Source organism: Aquabacter sp. DMC10 (assembly GCF_056314145.1).
This window is the reverse complement of the sequence record NZ_JBQUYX010000003.1, coordinates 168,101-187,035: the sequence shown is the minus strand read 5'-3', so window position 1 is coordinate 187,035 and position 18,935 is coordinate 168,101. Positions and strand designations below refer to the sequence as shown.

The window sequence follows — 18,935 nt, the reverse complement described above, 5'->3', positions numbered from 1 at the left end:
CAGACCAAGCGAGGCCGGCGCATGACCACCCGCAATCTGGACGCTCTCTTCAACCCTTCCGCCATCGCCCTCGTGGGGGCCAGCAACCGGGCCGGCTCCATCGGGGCTGTCATTGCCCGCAACCTGTTCGAGGCGGGTTTCGAGGGTCCCATCCTCACGGTCAACCCAAAGGAGCGTGCCGTGCGCTCCTCGCTGAATTACGGCTCGGTGGCCGACCTTCCCATCGCCGTGGACCTTGCGGTGGTGGCGACGGCGCCGGATGCCATCCCCCAGGCCATTGCGGATCTCGGCCAGAAGGGATGCCGGGCGGCGGTGGTCATCACGGCCGGTTTCGGGGAAGGGGATCGGGCTTCGGGCAAGGAGTTGCGCCAGCGCATGCTGGATGCGGCCCGCCCCCACCTGTTGCGCATCGTGGGGCCCAACTGCCTCGGCTTCATCTCTCCCGGCCGGCGCATCAATGCCAGCTTCGCCCATCTCATGCCGCGCAAGGGCGACGTGGCCTTCGTCACCCAGTCGGGCGCCATGGCGACCACGGTGCTGGACTGGGCCAGTGCCCGGTCGGTGGGCTTCTCCCATGTGATCTCGCTGGGCGACAAGGCGGACGTGGATTTCGGCGACCTGCTGGATCAGCTGGCGCTGGACAACACCACCCGCGCCATCCTGCTCTATGTGGAGAGCATCAATGATGCGCGGAAGTTCATGTCGGCGGGGCGCATCGCAGCCCGCGCCAAGCCGGTCATCGTCATCAAGGCGGGGCGCAGCGCGGCCGGGGCCAAAGCGGCCTTGTCTCACACCGGCGCGCTGGCGGGTGCTGACATCGTCTATGACGCCGCCTTCCGGCGCGCGGGCATGTTGCGCGTCTACGAACTGCGGGAATTGTTCGAGGCGGTGACCACCTTGTCGTCAGGCATCCGCCTGCAGGGGGATCGCCTCACCATCCTGACCAATGGCGGTGGCGCCGGCGTTCTGGCCACCGATGCCATCGAGGGCACGCCGGGGCAGCTGGCAACCCTCGCCCCCGAGACCATCGCCAAGCTCAACGGCGTGCTGCCATCCACCTGGTCCGGCGCCAATCCGGTGGACATTATCGGCGACGCGCCCGGCAAGCGCTACGAGGATGCGCTGTCCATCCTCCTGGAAGATCCCAATTCGGACGCCACGCTGGTGCTCAACTGCCCGACGGCTGTCGCTGACAGCTCGGACGCGGCCGATGCCGTGATCCGCGTGGTCTCCAAGCGGCGGCGGGCCCCGGTGCTGACCTGCTGGCTGGGAGAAACCGCGGTGGCGGCATCCCGCCAGAACTTCGCCGCCTGCCGCATTCCCACCTATGAGACCCCGGACGAGGCCGTGCGGGCCTTCAATCATCTGGTCTCCTACCAGCGCAACCAGACCACCCTGATGGAGACGCCGCCGGCCCGGACCTTTGACGAGCCGGACCGGGATCGTGCGCGGGAGATTGTTCAGGCGGTCATAGATGAGGGCCGGAGCGCGCTGACGGAATACGAGGCCAAGCAGGTCCTCAAGGCCTATGACATCCCCACCGTCGACACCCGCATCGCCCGCACGCCAGAGGAGGCGGGGCGCCTGGCGGCCGAGATCGGCAAGCCGGTGGCCCTGAAGATCCTGTCCCACGACGTCACCCACAAGTCCGATGTCGGCGGCGTGCGCCTCGACCTGCGCACACCGGCCGGGGTGGAAGAGGCGGCGCGGGGCATGCTGCTGACGGTGGCCGAGCGCATGCCGGCGGCCCGCATCGAGGGCTTCACCGTCCAGGAAATGATCAACCGCTCCCACGCCCAGGAGCTGATCGCTGGCATCGCCAACGATCCCACCTTCGGCCCCGTGGTCCTCTTCGGGGAAGGGGGTGTGGCAGTGGAGGTGATCGCCGACCGCGCCGTGGCTCTCCCGCCGCTCAATGGCGTGCTCGCGCGCGAGATGATCGAGCGCACACGGGTCGCGCGGCTCTTGGCTGGCTATCGCGACCGGCCGCCGGCGGATATCGGCGCGATTTCCTCGACCCTGGTGAAAATCTCGGAACTGATGGGAGACCTGCCCCAGATCTCCGAACTGGACATCAACCCGCTGCTCGCGGACGCCCAAGGGGTGATCGCCCTCGATGCTCGCATCGTGGTGCATCCCACCAAGGGCATCGGCACGGAACGCTTCGCCATCCGGCCGTATCCCACCAAGCTCACCAGCTCCATGACCTTGACCGACGGTCAGGTCCTGCTGGTGCGTCCCATCCGGCCGGAGGATGAGCCGCAACTGGTGGACATCGTGCGCCGGTCCGACCCCCGCGACGTGCGCATGCGCTTCCTCGGCTCGGTGAAGGACTTCCCCCACCTCATGGCCGCCCGCCTGTCACAGATCGACTATGACCGGGAAATGGCCCTGGTGGCGGTCAACAAGGAGGGGGAAGTGCTGGGCGTCGTCCGCATCATCGCCGATCCCGACAACGAAGCCGCTGAATACGCCATCATGGTGCGCTCGGACAGCAAGGGGAAGGGCCTCGGCTTCCAGCTCATGACGCGCATTCTGGACTACGGGAAGCAGAGGGGGCTGAAGCGGATCTTCGGCGACGTGCTGCGGGAAAACCTGCCCATGCTGCACATGGCGGAGGACCTGGGCTTCAAGATCACCGCAGGCAGCGACGACCCTACGGTCGTGCGTGTGAATCTGCCTTTGCAATAGACGATAGAGGGGCCGCTCCCGCGTAGCCCCGCAGGGCCTCAGCGGTTGGGCGTCGCGTCGGGGATCGGGCTCATGGGCGGCGGCGTAACGGCGATGAGTTCACCCCAGGCGGCAAAGGCATCCTGGAACGCCTGTTCGCCGGTCGGGCCCTTCTCGAAGGCGATGATGCCGCGCTTGTTGTTGGTATAGACCAACGGCACGTCAATCCAGGGGCGCGTCTGTAACAGCTGGATGTTGCGCTGCTTGTCGGCCGGCACGGCGGACAGGCCCACCAGGAAATAGGTGGGATTGACGCGAACGGAGAGGCCGGCAAGCGGCGCGCCTTGGGCACTCTCGGTCTGCTTCATGCGGATGCCCGGCACATTGCTGATGCCGCCATAGGCAAAGTCCTGGGGCAGGGCGAAGCCGATCTCGACCGTGTGAGACGCGGGCAAGGCCTGGTCCAGGTTGCGGCGCAGGGTGAAGCTGATGGAGATCCGCCGCTCGGGGATCTGGATGTCACCGCGAATGCCGATGTCGGGGGGAAGGCCGGGACCTGCATTATAGGTCTCGGTCTTCCACGTCACGGTGCCTTCGTAGGACTGCAATCCCTGCGAGGCGCCGGTGGTCTCCTCAAACAGCACCGCACGCTGCGCCGCCGCATTGGCCGGGCGCATGGGCGGGGGAGCGGCACGCTTGCTGGCATCGCCGGACGCCTGGGCGATCCGATCGGTGGACTTGGCCTGCTCTGCGGCCTTGGCCGGCTCGGGCGCGGCGGCCGGGGTCGGCGCGGCCGGCGCAGGCGCGCCAGAGACCAAGCCCATCAGCTTGTCGCGCTCCACGGCCGCGAACACGGCACCCGCCACCACCACAGCAACCAGGATGGTAATCAGGATGGTGCGCGTCCAACGGGGCGAGCCACCGGCGCGTTTGTCCGCGGGCAGGCGCGGCCGTGCGGTCTTGGCCGCCACCGGCGCCTTGCCCAGCACGGGGCGGCGATCCGTGAGCGTCTTCTCGTCTTCCGGCGCAGCCGGACCCTCGTCCGCTTCATCGGGCGCGTCCGCGGCGACGGCGGCCCCCTTGGCGGGGGCGGGGGCAACGTCCGCGCGGGACGGTACAGAAGCCCCTTCGCTCCGCGCTGCATCCCTGGACGGGTCCTTGGCCGCATCCCGCAAAGTGGGCTCCGCGCCTGCGGGCTTCGGGGCCACAGGCGGGGCGGTCGTCTCGCCAGGTGTGGCCGCAGGCGCAGCGGCGCTCGGCGGCGCTGACCTGGGCCTTACCGTCGTTTCCTCCGAGGCGGGCGGCTCGGGATATTCGGCCGCGATGCGCCGGATCGCTTCTTCCAGCGACTGGCGCTCGCGGACGATCTCACCCTCCGGCAGGGGGGGCTCGACGCTGCGCAATTGCTTGAGCAGGGCTGCCCGCGCGCGGTCGAATACGATTTTCCGGGTCTCGGCCGTATTCTGGGCGAGACCGGAAATCGCGCGAACCAGGAGCGGATAATAGTCAGCCATCGGTCCCGAGCTTGGTGCCTGTCCGCAGGTTGAAGGTTACGCCTGGAACGGGTTCTGAACCAGGATCGTGTCGTTTCTTTCCGGGCTCGTGGAAAGCACCGCCACCGGGCAGCCGATCAATTCCTCGATCCAGCGCACATACTTGACCGCTTCCGCGGGCAGGTCGGCCCAAGAGCGCGCGCCAGCCGTGGATTCCTTCCAGCCGGGGATCGTCTCGTAGAGGGGCGTCGCCCGCGCCTGGGCCCCGCTTTCGGCCGGGAGATAGTCGATCTCCTGGCCATCCAGCATGTAGCCGACGCACACCTTGATCTCGTCGAAGCCGTCGAGCACGTCGAGCTTGGTCAGCGCAATGCCATGAATGCCGCAGGTCCGCACGGTCTGGCGCACCAGTACCGCATCGAACCAGCCGCAGCGGCGCGGCCGCCCGGTGACGACGCCGAACTCGCGCCCCCGGGTGCCCAGGGCCTGACCGATCTCGTCCGTCAGCTCGGTGGGGAAGGGGCCTTCGCCGACGCGCGTCGTATAGGCCTTGGTGATGCCCAGCACGTAATCGAGCGAACCCGGGCCGACGCCCGATCCGCTCGCGGCCGAGGAGGCCACCGTGTTGGAGGACGTCACATAGGGATACGTGCCGTGGTCGATGTCCAGAAGCGCGCCCTGCGCGCCCTCGAACAGGATCTTCTTGCCTTCGCGGCGCGCCCGATCCAGCAGGTCCCACACGCGGTCCATGAAGGGCAGCACCTTCGGCGCCACCTCTTCCAGCTCGGCGATCAGGGCCGTCGCATCCACCTCGGGCAGGCCGAGGCCGCGCCGCAGGAGATTGTGATGGCTGAGCAACCGCTCGACCTTGGCCGGCAGCGAGGCGGTGTCCGCCAGGTCCACGAGGCGGATGGCGCGACGGCCAACCTTGTCCTCATAGGCTGGGCCGATGCCGCGACGGGTGGTGCCGATGCGGGTGCCCACATTGGCATTCTCCCGCAGGGCGTCCAGCTCGCGGTGCAGCGGCAGGATGAGAGGGGTTGTCTCGGCGATGCGCAGGCGCTCCGGCCCCACAACGACCCCCTGGGCCGCCAGCCGCTCCAGCTCGGCCACGAGGGCCTGCGGATCCAGCACGACGCCATTGCCAATCACCGACAGCTTGCCCGAGCGAACCACGCCGGAGGGCAAGAGGGAGAGCTTATAGGTCACGCCGTCGACCACCAGGGTATGGCCGGCATTGTGCCCGCCCTGGAATCGAACGACCACGTCGGCCTGCTCCGAGAGCCAGTCGACGATCTTGCCTTTACCTTCGTCGCCCCATTGCGAGCCGACCACGACCACGTTGGTCACGGTGTGGGGTCCTCCGCGAAGCGTCCTCCCGGGAGGGAGGCGCGAACAAAGCAAAGCCCCGGCTTTGGACCGGGGCGTCCCTGTGCCTTCTAAGGGATCGGCGAGACGGAAGCAAGGCGCAGCGCATGCCCACCCTCGCGATCCGCCCCGGAACCGGCCCCGAGGCGGGTCAGATCTTTTGCCGGGAACGCAGCGGCCGCAAGGCGCGCCCGCGCCCGTCAGCCGCTGTTCCGCAGGCCTGCGGAAATCCCGTTGATCGTGAGCTGGATGCCATGCAGCACATGCTCATCCGGCACCGCCTCTGCCTCATTGCGCCGATGCAGCTTCAGGAGCTGAATCTGCACGTGGTTCAGCGGGTCGAGATAAGGGAAGCGGTTGCGGATGGAACGGCTGAGCAGGGGATTGCCCTCCAGCAGCTTCGCCTGACCGGTAATGGCCAGCAGATGCGCGATGGTGCGCTGGTATTCGGCGCTGATGCGGCCGAAAATGCGCTCCCGCAAGACATCATCCTCCACCAGTTCGGCATAGCGGGAGGCCACCGCGAGCGAACTCTTCGAGAGCACCATGTCCATGTTGGACAAGAGGGTGCGGAAGAACGGCCACTCGCGATACATGGCCCGCAATTGGGCGAGCCCGTCCTGCGGGTGGGCGGCCACATAGGCCTCGATCGCCGCACCAAACCCGTACCAGCCGGGCAGCATGAGCCGGCACTGGGCCCAGCTGAACACCCAGGGAATTGCCCGCAACGCCGAGATGGACCGCGTCTTCTTCCGCGATGCCGGACGCGAGCCGATATTGAGCGTTGCGATCTCGTTGATAACGGTGGAGGACCAGAAATAGTCCTCGAACCCCTCGGTCTCATAGACGAGGTTGCGATAAGCGGCAAAGGCGGTCTGGGACAGGTCCTCCATGGTGGTGAGGAAGTCCGGACGCGGCGCATTCTCCTTGGGCTGCAGGAGAGTCGCCTCCAAAGTCGCGGCCACCAGGATCTCCAGGTTCCGGCGCCCCACGTCGGGGGTCGAATATTTGGAGGCAATGATCTCGCCCTGCTCGGTCACCCGGATCTGACCGCTCACCGCGCCGCCGGGCTGGGCGAGAATGGCATCGTAGCTCGGCCCGCCACCGCGGCCCACCGAACCGCCGCGGCCATGGAACAGGCGGAGCTTGACGCCATGGCGGCGGAAGACCTCGATGAGCCCGATCTCAGCCTTGTACAATTCCCATCCCGAGGTGACGAAGCCGCCATCCTTATTGCTGTCGGAATAGCCGAGCATCACTTCCTGGACCCCGCCCCGGCTGTCCAGCAAGGCGCGATAGGCGGGGATGGAGAACAGCCGGTCCATGACCTCGGCGCAGGCGCGCAGGTCCTCGATGGTCTCGAACAGCGGGATGACGTTGATGGCGCTCGTGCCGTCGGCGCGCACGAGCCCCACTTCCTTGAGCAGCAAGGCCAGCTCCAGCAGGTCGGACACCCCTTCGGCCTTGGAGATGATGGCATTGGGGATCACGGCCGCCCCAAGCCGGGCATGGGCTTCAGCGGCGGTGCGCAGGATGTCCAGCTCCGACTGGGTTTCCTCGCCATAGGCCAGATAGGGCGAGGTGAGCGGGCGCGCATTGCCCAGCTCCTGCGTGAGCAGGGCGATCCGGCCCGCCTCGTCGAGGGCCAGATAGTCGGTGCCCGGCGCCACCTTCTCCAGAAGTTCGGCCACCGTACGCTCATGCACGTCGGAGTTTTGCCGGAGGTCAAGGCTGGTCAGGTGGAAGCCGAAGCAATCCGCCGCCCGCCGCAGGTGGCGCAGGCGCCCCCGCGCCAGGATGCGCGAGCCATTCTCCACCAGAGAGCGATGGATGACATCAAGGTCCGCCTTGAAGGCGGCGGGGCCCGCATAAGGTTCGACATCCGCCCCGGCGGAGCTGCCCTTCAATGCGGCAGCGGTGGCGCGCAGACGCGCCGCCACCAGCGCCAGGGCGAGGCGATAGGGCTCCTCGCGACGAATCAGACTGCGGTCGGGTGCGGCATCCATCAGCGAAACGAGGTCGGAGGAGACCTTTACCAGCCGTCCAGCGAGGGAGAGTTCGCCGGCAAGGGCCTCCACCTGCTCCTCATAGAAGCGCATCACCCTGTCCCTTTGCAGGGCAACGGTTTCGCGCAGGACCTCGGCAGTGACGAACGGATTTCCGTCCCGATCCCCCCCGATCCAGCTGCCGATGCGCAGGAAGGAGGGCACCTCCGCATCCGGCGCCTTAGGATCGAACTTCCCCAGCTGGTCTTCGATGGTGCAGAAGAGACGCGGCACTTCCTGAAGGAAGGTGTAGTCATAGTAGGATAGGCCGTTCACCACCTCGTCGGTGACGGTCAGCTTGATGCGGCGCAGCAGCGCCGTCTGCCAGAGGGTCAGGATGGCCCGCCGCAGCGTCTCATCCTGGAGCTCGCGTTCCTCGGGCGTGGCCGCGACCTGCTCGCGCTGATCAAGCAGGTCCGAGATCTCCATCTCCCGGTTGAGCGTGCTCTTGCGGCGGACTTCGGTCGGGTGGGCGGTGAGCACCGGGCTCACCATGGCGCCGGCGAAAAAATTCTTCAGATCAGACACGCTCAAGCCCGCAGCCCTGGCCTTGGACAGCGCATTGGACAAGGTGCCAGGTCGGGGCGCGGACCCGGCAATGGCATGGGCACGGTTGCGCCGGATGTGATGCTGGTCTTCCGCAATATTGGCGAGGTGGGAGAAATAGGAGAAGGCGCGCACGATCTGCACCGCCACTTCTGGCGAGAGCTGGCCCAAGATGGTCTCCAGCTCCTGCCGCGCGCCTTCGTCCGCGTCCCTGTGGAAGCGGATGGAGGTGCGCCGGATGATTTCCACCAGGTGATAGACCGGCTCACCTTCCTGGGCGCGCACCGTGTCGCCGAGCAGACGACCAAGCAGACGAATGTCGTCCCGCAGGGGACGATCCTTCTCGCTGCTATCCTCGTCGCCTTCCCCCACCACGGCCCAAACGGCGCTCGACATGCCCGAACTCCCCCCTGCTTTCGTCTAAGGCGGCAGTTTAGACACGTTTTTCCGCACCCGCGAAGAGCATGCGCTCACGGTGGCGCGCGAGCCTGCTTCCGGCGGGTCGGCAGATTCTGCGATGAAAGGTAAGGAAAGCGGCGGGAGCGTCGTCAGTTTGAAGCAAGCGAAGTTCATTAGTAGATCGCTTGATTAAAGTTCATCCATCTCCCCGGGCGTCCTTGCGCCGCTGCGGTTTTAACGCCAAAACCGTTGGTGGAACTTACATTCGGCGCCTCGCGGGGGGCGGCATTCAGATCGGTGACTCATGACCCAGACGCATGCCTCAGCGCGTCCGAACACCAGCCTTGCGCCGACCGCCCTCGACCTTGCTCTGCAGGCCGCGAAACCGGCCATGTGGAGTGTCATTGCCTTCAGCTTCTTCATCAATCTGCTGGGCCTGAGCGGGTCCATCTACATGATGCAGGTCTATGACCGGGTGCTGGCGAGCCGCAATATCCAGACCCTGGTGGTGCTGACCATCATCATTGCCTTCCTCTACATGGTGTCTGCGGGCCTGGAGGCGCTGCGCACGCAGCTTCTGGTGCGGGCGGGCGTCAAGTTCGACGAGAGCATCAAGGAGCACGCCTTCGACGCGGTGCAGCGCGCATCGTTGCGGCGCCCGTCCGCCAACCACGTCCAGGCCCTCCGCGACGTGGACACCGTCCGCGACTTTTTCACCGGCGCTGGCCTCATCTCGCTGTGCGATGTGCCCTGGGTGCCCATCTACATCGCCTTCGCAACCCTTCTGCACCCCTGGTACGGCGTGCTGGCGGTCGTCAGCTGTCTCATTTCGGCCGTCCTGGCGGTGGCCAATGACCGGGTGAACCGGCCGATCCTCGACCGGGCCACCAAGGCCAATATCAGCGCGAACAACCAGGCCGTCACCACCTTCCGCAATGCCGAGGTGCTCCAGGCCATGGGCATGGTGCGCCAGTTGCGCGAGCGCTGGATGACCCACCGGTCCCAGGCTCTGGGCTGGCAAGGGCTCGCCTCCGACCGCGCCGCCTTCCTGGTCGCGGCCACCAAATTCAACCGCATGTTCATGCAGAGCCTCGTGCTGGGGCTCGGGGCCTATCTCGCCATCAACCGCGAGATCTCGCCTGGCATGATGATCGCGGCCTCCATCGTGGTGGGGCGCTCCATCCAGCCCATTGAGATGGCCATCGGCAACTGGAAGGGCATCGTGGCCATGCGGTCTGCCTATCGCCGCGTGCAGGAGATGCTGCGCCTCAGCCCGGCCCAGCCGCCGCGCATGCGCCTGCCCGACCCGACGGGCGTCGTGCACGCCGAGAATGTGTTCGTGACGGCGCCTGGCCGAGAGATACCGGTGCTCCGGGACGTGACTTTCGCGCTGCCGGCGGGAACCACCTTGGGCGTCATCGGGCCGAGCGCGGCGGGCAAGTCCACCCTGGCTCGTGCGCTGGTCGGCGTGTGGCCCACCTCCGCTGGCTCCATCCGGCTAGATGGGTCCGACCTCAGTCACTGGGACCCGGAGCAACTGGGCCGCTGCATCGGCTATCTCCCCCAGGACGTGGAGCTGTTTGCCGGCACCGTGGCGGAGAATATCGCCCGCTTCGGCGCCAAGGATGAGGCCAAGGTGGTGGACGCCGCGCAGATGGCGGGCGTGCACGACATGATCCAGCGCCTGCCGCAGGGCTATAATACGGACATCGGCGATGGCGGTGCCGCCCTTTCGGGTGGCCAGCGCCAACGCATCGCCCTGGCCCGCGCCGTCTATGGCCGGCCCGCCCTTATCGTTCTGGACGAGCCCAATGCCAGCCTCGACGCCGCCGGCGAGCAGGCCCTGGCCCAGGCGGTGCAGGCGCTCAAAGCGGGCGGGTCCACCGTCATCCTCGTCACCCACAAGACCAACAGCCTCGGCCTCTGCGACCTGATCCTGCTGATGAGCGAGGGCACGGTGCACAGCTTCGGCCCGCGGGACGAGGTGCTGGCAAAGATGCTCGGCCCGCGTCTCGTTCGCCCCCGCGAGGCGGGCGGCGAGCCGCCGAAGGTCGATGCCGGCGCGAAGAAGGGCTGAGTCATGATGAACCATCTCCGCACGGGCTTTGTCCGCCTCAAGGACATGATGCTGCGCCTCAAGAACCGGCTGCTGGGCTCGGTGCTCGCCATGCAGGTGCTCGAACACATCCCGCTCAAGGGGAAGGGCCTGGCCCCCGCGCCGGCCTCCGGCGGTCCGCTCGCCTCCCAGCCGGCCGGTGCCTCCCTCCCAGCCTCCGACTTTGAGGCGCCCGTGCCTTCCAGCGATTACCGCCGGGTGGCCATGCTGGGTTACGCGGTCATCATCGGCGCCTTCGGCGTGTGCGGCGGCTGGGCCGCCATGGCCAGCATCGACAGCGCGGTGATCGCGTCCGGCGTCGTGTCGGTGGAGAGCAAGCGCCAGGTGGTTCAGCACCTGGAAGGCGGCATCGTGTCCGAAATCATGGTGAAGGACGGCCAGGACGTGAAGCAGGGCCAAGTCCTGTTCCGCCTCGACTCCACCACCTCCCGCGCCAATTACGAATCCGTCCGCGCGCAGCTGGATACCCTTTTGGCAACAGAGGCCCGCCTGGAAGCCGAGCGCGCCCAGGCCAGCTCGGTGACGTTTCCGCCGGAACTGACGACGCGCGCCAACGAGCCCACGGTAAAGTCCGCGCTGTCGGACCAGCTGGCCCAGTTCCGGGACCGCAAGGCCTCCATCGAGGGGCAGACCGACATTTTGAACAGCCGCATCCGGCAGGGCCAGCGCGAGCTCGAGGGCCTCGCCCGGGAACGGGATTCCGCGGACCAACAGCTTTATTTCATCGATGACGAGCTGGCTGGCATTCGAACCCTGAACGACAAGGGACTCGTCTCCAAGCCGCGCCTTGCGCAGCTGCAGCGGGAAAAGGCGCGCCTGGAGGGTACGGTCGGCCGAAACATGGCCGATGCCGCCAAGGCGGAGACCAGCATCGGCGAGATGCGGCTTCAGATCCAGCAACTGCTCCAGAAGCAGCAAGAGGAAGTGGCCGGGCAGATCGCCGACACCCGCCAGAAGATCGCCGACCTGCGCGAGAAGCTCTCCGTGGCCCAGAATGTGCTGAAGCGCATCGACATCCGGGCGCCGCGGGATGGCGTGGTCCAGAACATCAACCAGAAGATCTACACCGTGGGTGCCGTGGTGCGCCCAGGCGACACCATGCTCGAAATCGTGCCCCAGAACGACGAATTGATCGTGGACGCGCAGGTGCCGACCACCGACATCGACCGCCTGCACAACGGCGTCACCGGTGTCGAAGTGCGCTTCCCCGCCTTCCACTCCCGCACCACGCCGCTCATCCTCGGCGAACTGCGCACGGTGTCGCCGGATCGCCTGGTCAATGAAAGCACCCACGAGCCCTATTACCAGGCCGTGGTGGCTGTGAATTCCACCGACCTGCCGGAGGAGATGAAGGCGCGGCTGCGTCCAGGCATGCCGGCGGAGGTGGTCTTCACCACGGGTGAACGGACGGTGATGAGCTATCTGACCCGCCCCCTGACCGACGCACTGCTCAAGTCCTTCCGCGAGCGGTGAGCCGCCCGCATTGACTTGAGGACGCCACACGGCGAGGGTCGTTGCCACTCTTCTGGCAAAGCGACCCTCGTGCCCCACTCGTTCCCGCCCGCCTACGACCCTCCGATCTATCGCGCGGAGAATGCGGACCTTTCTGCCTTCGACGATGCGGCACTGCGCCGCCATTATCTCGACCACGGTCGCGCGGAAGGCCGCGTCACCTCAAGCGTCCGAGAGCGTCATGACTTCCTGGCGCTGGTCCCGGAAGGCGAGGATGTCCTGGAAATCGGCCCCTTCCTCTCGCCCTGTCTGCGTCGGGACGATGGGACCGTGGCCTATTTCGACGTGCTGGATCGCGCGCAGCTCATCGCGCGTGCCGAGCATCTGATGGCGATCGGCGCGTTCGACCGCGAGCAGGGGGAGGCGCGGATTGCCAACGCGCCGGTCATCGACTTTGTCCATCACGAGGGCGACCTCGGTATCATCGACCGCACCTTCGCCCACGTCCTGAGCAGCCATTGCGCCGAGCACCAGCCGGATCTGATCGGCCACTTTCAGAGTGTTTCACGCCTCCTGCAGCCGGGCGGCTGCTATTTCCTGGTGCTGCCGGACCATCGTTACTGCTTCGATCATTTCCTGCCGCCCTCCCGGCTGGTGGACGTGCTCGCGGCCCATCTGGAGAGCCGGCGCCTGCATTCTCCCCTGGAGGTGCTGGAGCATCGCCTGCTCACCACCCATAGCGATCCCGCCCGCCACTGGAGCGGCGACCACGGCGTGCCCTTGATCGAGGCCACCGCTCCCGCGGACCTCCTGCACGTGGTGGCCGAGGCGCGCGGCGCGACCTCGGCCTATGTGGACGTGCACAGCTGGAAGTTCACGCCCGATCATTTCAGCCTCATCCTCGACCAGCTGAAGCAGATGGGGCTCGTGGATCTTTCGGTGGTTGAGCTCTACCCGACCCTACGGAATGCGCTGGAGTTCTTCGCCATCCTGAGAAAGGGGTGAAGGCGCGCGGTTTGCCGCACTTGCTGCACCGCGGAGCCCTGTCCGTTCGGCGTTGACAGCTTCCAAGGCCACTCCTACGTTGCCGCCCCCAAGGTATGCTGCGCTGCGGACAACGTGGCGCGAGCGTCAAACGCGGGACATTGTCCCGCGGCCATACTTCAAGTGTCGGTCTGGGGGAGCGCGCGGTAATGAAAATTCTCGTCCCCGTAAAGCGTGTCGTCGATTACAACGTGAAGGTTCGCGTGAAATCGGACGGCACGGGGGTTGAGCTCGCCAACGTCAAGATGTCTATGAACCCCTTCGACGAGATTGCAGTCGAAGAGGCGCTGCGCCTCAAGGAGGCCGGCAAGGCGACCGAGGTGGTGGTGGTCTCCGTAGGCCCCGCACAGGCCTCGGAAACCCTGCGCACCGCCCTCGCCATGGGCGCGGATCGCGGCATCCTGGTGAAGACCGACGTGCCCACCGAGCCGCTCGCGGTCGCCAAGATCCTGAAGGCCGTGGTGGGCGAGGAAGCCCCAGGCCTGGTGATTCTCGGCAAGCAGGCGATCGACGACGATTGCAACCAGACCGGCCAGATGCTGGCGGCGCTGCTTGGCTGGGGCCAGGGCACGTTTGCCTCCAAGGTGGTGGTCGAGGACGGCGCCACCCTGGTCACCCGCGAGATCGACGGCGGCCTGCAGACCGTGAAGCTTTCCCTTCCGGCCATCGTGACCACCGACCTGCGGCTGAACGAGCCGCGCTATGCTTCGCTGCCCAACATCATGAAGGCGAAGAAGAAGCCCATCGACGAGAAGAGCCCCGAGGCCTATGGCGTCGACGTGACGCCGCGCCTCAAGGTGCTCAAGACCGCCGAGCCGGCCGGCCGCAAAGCGGGTGTGAAGGTGGGCTCGGTGGCCGAGCTGGTTGCGAAGCTCAAGGATGAGGCGGGGGTGATCTGATGACGACGTTGCTGCTCGCCGAACACGACAATTCCACGCTGAACGGCGCAACCGCCAAGGCCCTCACCGCTGCCGCCGCCCTCGGCGGCCCGGTCCATGTGCTTGTGGCTGGCCAGAATGTGGGCGGGGTGGCCGAGGCCGCCGCGAAGCTCTCCGGCGTCGAGAAGGTGCTGGTGGCCGACGATGCGGCCTATGCCCATCGCCTCGCGGAACCCTATGCGGATCTGATCGTGGGGTTGGCCGGTGGCTATGACGCCATCGTCGGCCCCTCCACCACCGCCGCCAAGAACGTCCTGCCGCGCGTCGCGGCATTGCTGGACGTGATGCAGGTTTCCGACATCACCAAGGTGGTATCGCCCGACACGTTCGAGCGCCCCATCTATGCCGGCAATGCGATCCAGACTGTGCAGTCCGGCGAGGCCAAGAAGGTCATCACCGTGCGCACCGCCTCCTTTGCCGCTACCGGCGAGGGTGGTTCGGCAGCGATTGAAGCGGTGTCGAAGGCCGGCGATCCCGGCGTGTCGAGCTTCGTGGATGAGAGCCTGTCGGCCTCCGATCGGCCCGAACTGACCGCCGCTCGCATCATCGTGTCCGGCGGCCGGGCTGTCGGCTCGAAGGAGAAGTTCGCGGAAGTGATCGAGCCGCTGGCCGACGTGCTGGGTGCCGCCGTTGGCGCCTCCCGCGCGGCGGTGGATGCCGGCTACGCGCCGAACGACTGGCAGGTGGGCCAGACCGGCAAGGTGGTCGCTCCCGAGCTCTATGTGGCGCTGGGTATTTCCGGGGCCATCCAGCATCTGGCCGGCATGAAGGACTCCAAGGTCATCGTCGCCGTCAACAAGGATGAGGAGGCTCCCATTTTCCAGGTTGCCGATTACGGCCTGGTGGGTGATCTCTTCACCGTGGTGCCCGAGCTGAAGGCTGAACTGCAGAAGGCCAAGGGCTGACCGGGCCGGGCTGACGGGACCGGTCGGCCTCCCGACCGGAACCCACGGGGCCGGACGCCGTGTCCGTCCCCGTCAACCAAGTGAAAGACGAGAGCAAAATGCCGCTCGAGATCAAGAAGGTGGGTGTCATCGGTGCCGGGCAGATGGGCAACGGCATCGCCCATGTCTGCGCCATTGCCGGCTACGACGTCGCCTTGAACGATGCGGATCCGGATCGGGTCCGCTCGGGCCTCGCCACGATCAACGGCAACATGGCCAAGCAGGTCTCGAAGGGCACCATTTCCGAGGAGGAACGGCAGGCCGCCCTCGCGCGCATCCAGCCGGCGCCGGCCATTGAGGATCTGTCCACCTGCGATCTCGTCATTGAATCGGCGACGGAGAAGGAAGAGACCAAGCGGAAGATTTTCGCGGCGGTCTGCCCGGTGCTGCGGCCGGATGCCTTGGTGGCGAGCAACACCTCCTCCATCTCCATCACCCGCCTCGCCGCCTCCACCGACCGGCCGGAGCGGTTCATCGGCATCCACTTCATGAACCCGGTTCCGCTGATGGAGCTGGTGGAATTGGTGCGCGGCATCGCCACCGACGACGACACGTTCGAAAGCTCCAAGCAGTTCGTCACCCGCCTGCACAAGACCTATGCGGTGGCGGAGGACTTCCCGGCCTTCATCGTCAACCGCATCCTGCTGCCGATGATCAACGAGGCCATCTACACCCTCTATGAGGGCGTCGGCTCCGTGGACGCCATCGACAGGGCCATGAAGCTCGGCGCCAACCATCCCATGGGTCCGCTGCAGCTGGCGGATTTCATCGGCCTCGACACCTGCCTCGCCATCATGCAGGTGCTCCATGAGGGCCTCGCCGACAGCAAGTATCGGCCTTGTCCGCTGCTGGTGAAGTATGTGGAAGCTGGCTGGCTCGGTCGCAAGACCAAGCGCGGCTTTTACGATTATCGCGGCGAGAAGCCGGTTCCCACCCGCTGACCCTGAGCCGGGCGCCTGCGGGCGATCCGGCCCCCGTCTTCATTCATCCGCTCGCCCGGCTATGAGCCGGGCTGGAGCGCGGCCTTCACCAAGGCCTGAGCATCGGGGCTCGCCCATTCGGCGGGACCGGCCAGGAAGCCCACCTCGCAGCCCTTGGCATCCACCAGCAAGGTGGTGGGCAAGCCGAAGCCGCGGCCGGCGGCGCGCAGCGCCTGGAAGCTCTTGGTCCCCGAATCCGCAAAGAACCCCAGCGACGTGATCCCGATCTCATTCAGGAAGGCCTTCGGTTTTTCCGGGTCGCGCGTATCCAGATTGATGGCCACCACCTCGAACCGATCTCCGCCCAGGTCCTTCTGAAGCGTGTCGAGGGCCGGCATTTCCTTCCGGCAGGGCACGCACCAGGTGGCCCAGAGGTTCACCAGCAGCAGCTTGCCCTCGAAGTCCTTGAGGCTCATGGGCTTGCCCTCCGCATTGGCGAAGGTGAGAGCCGGGATGCGCCTTGGCTCCTGGGCCAGCGAGAGGGCAGCGATCTCGCCCTTGGCATAGGGCTTCAGGCGCTCCGCCAAGGTCACGGCCCCCGCGCAGTTGGGGTCCTTGATGGGTGCAGCCGCGCTGGCATCGCCGGAGGCGGGGGCGGACGTCGCCGGCGGCGGAAGCGGCGCATTGCCCGGAAGGCCATTCATCCCGTATAGGGCAAGCGCGCCGACGAGGGCGCCGGCCAGCATCGCCCCGCCCACCAGAAGCACAGCCCCTGCCTTGCCGCTCTTGGGGGCCTTGGCGTCTGGGGTGTGCGGCGCGGTCGGTTCTGTCATCAGTGGAAGGTCCGATATGAGCAACAAGATGTGGGGCGGTCGGTTCTCTACCGGCCCGGACGCCATCATGGAGGAGATCAACGCCTCCATCGGCTTCGATCAGCGTCTTTACGCTCAGGACATTGCCGGCTCCAAGGCCCATGCCGCCATGCTGGCCGCCCAGGGGATCGTGAGCGCGGAGGATGTCGAGAAGATCACCCAGGGTCTAGACACGATCCTGTCAGAGATCGAGACCGGCCGCTTCACCTTCCGGCGCGACCTGGAAGACATCCATATGAATGTGGAGCAGCGCCTCGCCGACCTGATCGGCCCCAGCGCCGGCCGTCTCCACACCGCCCGCTCACGCAACGACCAGGTGGCCACCGACTTCCGCCTCTATGTGCGCGACACCATCGACGCGCTCGACGCCCAGATCGCCGACCTGCAGCTGGCGCTGGCCGAGAAGGCGCTGGCCCATGCGGGCACGGTCATGCCCGGCTTCACCCATCTCCAGACCGCCCAGCCGGTCACCTTCGGTCATCATCTCATGGCCTATGTGGAGATGCTCGGCCGCGATCGCGGCCGCCTCCAGGATGCCCGCGCGCGGCTGAACGAGTGCCCGCTGGGCGCGGCGGCGCTGGCCGGCACCTCCTTCCCCATCGACCGCGAGGCCACTGCCCGGGCGCTGGGCTTCGATCGGCCCACCGCCAATTCGCTGGATTCGGTCTCCGACCGCGATTTCGTGCTGGAGACGCTGTCTGCCGCCTCCATCTGCGCGGTGCATCTGTCCCGCTTCGCCGAGGAGGTGGTGATCTGGACCTCCCCGTCCTTCGGCCTCATCAAGCTGTCGGACAAGTTCACCACCGGCTCGTCCATCATGCCGCAGAAGCGCAACCCGGACGCCGCCGAACTGGTGCGCGCCAAGGCGGGCCGCATCATCGGCGCGCTGACCGGCCTTCTGGTGGTGATGAAGGGCCTGCCGCTGGCCTATGCCAAGGACATGCAGGAGGACAAGGAAGGCGCGTTCGATGCCTTCTCCGCCCTGTCCCTGGTGGTGGCGGCCAGCGCCGGCATGGTGCGTGACCTCGAGCCCGACGCCAAGCGCATGAAGGCGGCGGCGGGACAGGGCTATTCCATCGCCACGGATCTGGCCGACTGGCTGGTGCGGGGCCTCGGCATGCCCTTCCGCGAGGCGCATCATGTGACCGGGCGCATCGTGGCTCTGGCCTCCGCGCGCAATGTGCCGCTGGAGCGGCTGACTCTTGAGGACATGCAGGGCGTGGACGGGCGCATCACCAAGGACGTCTTCGGTGTGCTCTCGGTGTCGAAGTCGGTGGCGAGCCGGGTCAGCTATGGTGGCACGGCGCCAACTCGCGTGCGCGCCCAGGCCAAGCGCTGGCTCAAGAAGCTGACGCCCAAGGAGGGATGACCCCAAGGAGGGGTGACGTGGCGCAGCCACCCGACTTCGATCCGGCCTTCCGGGCCCGACTGAGGGATCTCCTGGTCTGGCGGCGGGATGTGCGCGCCTTCCAGCCCACGCCCTTGCCCGCGGGCACGTTGGAGCGGCTGGTGGACACGGCGGCGCTGGCCCCGTCGGTTGGCCTCAGCCAGCCCTGGCGGTTCGTCGCGGTGGAGGATCCCGGCCGGCGGGCGGCCGTGCGGGCCTGTTTCGAGGCCTGCAACGGCGAAGCGCTTCGCCGCCAAACCCCGGAGCGCGCGGCATCCTACGCCCGGCTGAAGCTCGCCGGCCTCGACGATGCACCCTGCCATCTGGCGGTGTTCGCCGACCGCGGCACGCTGCAGGGGCATGGGCTCGGCCGCCTCACCATGCCGGAGACCATCGACTATTCGGTGGTGATGGCCGTGCACACCTTGTGGCTGGCGGCCCGGGCGGAGGGCGTCGGCATGGGCTGGGTTTCCATCCTCGATCCCGGCCGGATCGCCGAGATCCTCGATGTGCCGCCCGGCTGGCGCTTCATCGGCTATTTCTGCCTCGGCACGCCCGTAGAGGAGAGCGATGCGCCCACCCTTGAGCGGCTGGCATGGGAGCGGCGCAGGGACGAGGTCCCGCTGCTGCGCCGCTGAATCGGGTGGTCCGAAAGGCCCTCCCGTGACGCCTTAAAGCATCACCTCTCCCTTCTCTTTCAGGGCGGGGCTCGCCTTTGCCGGCGCCGTCGCTATATTGGGC

13 protein-coding genes are annotated in these 18,935 nt (G+C 66.9%); 9 read left to right on the top strand and 4 right to left on the bottom strand.

Annotated features, from left to right (window positions below; all coding sequences use genetic code 11):
• The first annotated feature begins 21 nt into the window (after positions 1-21).
• Entirely contained in the window at positions 22-2,691 is a 2,670-nt protein-coding gene (locus ACT54L_RS09580; protein ID WP_476085355.1) for a bifunctional acetate--CoA ligase family protein/GNAT family N-acetyltransferase, read from the top strand.
• A 38-nt stretch (positions 2,692-2,729) separates the two neighbouring features.
• Here ACT54L_RS09580 and ACT54L_RS09575 read toward each other — a convergent pair whose 3' ends face one another.
• From ACT54L_RS09575 to ppc, 3 genes are all read right to left on the bottom strand, one after another.
• The gene (locus ACT54L_RS09575) at positions 2,730-4,184 is read right to left on the bottom strand and encodes a hypothetical protein (RefSeq protein WP_476085354.1); all 1,455 of its coding nucleotides are present in this window, start codon (positions 4,182-4,184) and stop codon (positions 2,730-2,732) included.
• Positions 4,185-4,220: 36 nt separating this feature from the next.
• The gene (locus ACT54L_RS09570; RefSeq protein ID WP_476085353.1) at positions 4,221-5,513 is read right to left on the bottom strand and encodes an adenylosuccinate synthase; all 1,293 of its coding nucleotides are present in this window, start codon (positions 5,511-5,513) and stop codon (positions 4,221-4,223) included.
• A 218-nt stretch (positions 5,514-5,731) separates the two neighbouring features.
• Entirely contained in the window at positions 5,732-8,518 is a 2,787-nt protein-coding gene (ppc, locus tag ACT54L_RS09565) for a phosphoenolpyruvate carboxylase (protein WP_476085352.1), read from the bottom strand.
• Positions 8,519-8,825: 307 nt separating this feature from the next.
• Between ppc and ACT54L_RS09560 the strand changes: the two genes are divergently transcribed.
• The 6 genes from ACT54L_RS09560 to ACT54L_RS09535 all read left to right on the top strand — a co-directional run bounded on the left by ACT54L_RS09560 (position 8,826) and on the right by ACT54L_RS09535 (position 15,956).
• Entirely contained in the window at positions 8,826-10,598 is a 1,773-nt protein-coding gene (locus tag ACT54L_RS09560) for a type I secretion system permease/ATPase (RefSeq protein WP_476085351.1), read from the top strand.
• Positions 10,599-10,601: 3 nt separating this feature from the next.
• Complete coding sequence (locus tag ACT54L_RS09555; protein ID WP_476085350.1) at positions 10,602-12,110, top strand: HlyD family type I secretion periplasmic adaptor subunit; 1,509 nt, start codon at positions 10,602-10,604, stop codon at positions 12,108-12,110.
• A 69-nt stretch (positions 12,111-12,179) separates the two neighbouring features.
• The gene (locus ACT54L_RS09550) at positions 12,180-13,094 is read left to right on the top strand and encodes a methyltransferase domain-containing protein (RefSeq protein WP_476085349.1); all 915 of its coding nucleotides are present in this window, start codon (positions 12,180-12,182) and stop codon (positions 13,092-13,094) included.
• Positions 13,095-13,282: 188 nt separating this feature from the next.
• Positions 13,283-14,032 carry an electron transfer flavoprotein subunit beta/FixA family protein gene (locus tag ACT54L_RS09545; RefSeq protein ID WP_476085348.1) on the top strand — a complete coding sequence of 250 codons (750 nt, stop codon included), beginning with the start codon at positions 13,283-13,285 and terminating at the stop codon, positions 14,030-14,032.
• Entirely contained in the window at positions 14,032-14,976 is a 945-nt protein-coding gene (locus ACT54L_RS09540) for an electron transfer flavoprotein subunit alpha/FixB family protein (RefSeq protein WP_476085347.1), read from the top strand. Before ACT54L_RS09545 ends, ACT54L_RS09540 begins: the two co-directional genes overlap by 1 nt.
• Before the next feature lie 98 nt (positions 14,977-15,074).
• Positions 15,075-15,956: a 3-hydroxybutyryl-CoA dehydrogenase gene (locus ACT54L_RS09535; protein WP_476085346.1), complete on the top strand. Its 882-nt coding sequence runs from the start codon at positions 15,075-15,077 to the stop codon at positions 15,954-15,956.
• 59 nt (positions 15,957-16,015) lie between these two features.
• Here the strand turns inward: ACT54L_RS09535 and tlpA are convergent, their stop codons facing one another.
• A complete protein-coding gene (gene tlpA, locus ACT54L_RS09530) occupies positions 16,016-16,768 on the bottom strand; it encodes a thiol:disulfide interchange protein TlpA (protein WP_476085345.1) in 753 nt (250 codons plus the stop codon).
• Between the two features lie 16 nt (positions 16,769-16,784).
• Between tlpA and argH the strand changes: the two genes are divergently transcribed.
• Together argH and bluB are read left to right on the top strand one after the other, a co-directional pair.
• Complete coding sequence (argH, locus tag ACT54L_RS09525; RefSeq protein WP_476085344.1) at positions 16,785-18,176, top strand: argininosuccinate lyase; 1,392 nt, start codon at positions 16,785-16,787, stop codon at positions 18,174-18,176.
• Positions 18,173-18,832, top strand: coding sequence for a 5,6-dimethylbenzimidazole synthase (bluB, locus tag ACT54L_RS09520; protein WP_476085343.1), 660 nt, complete (start codon positions 18,173-18,175; stop codon positions 18,830-18,832). Before argH ends, bluB begins: the two co-directional genes overlap by 4 nt.
• Positions 18,833-18,935: the final 103 nt, after the last annotated feature.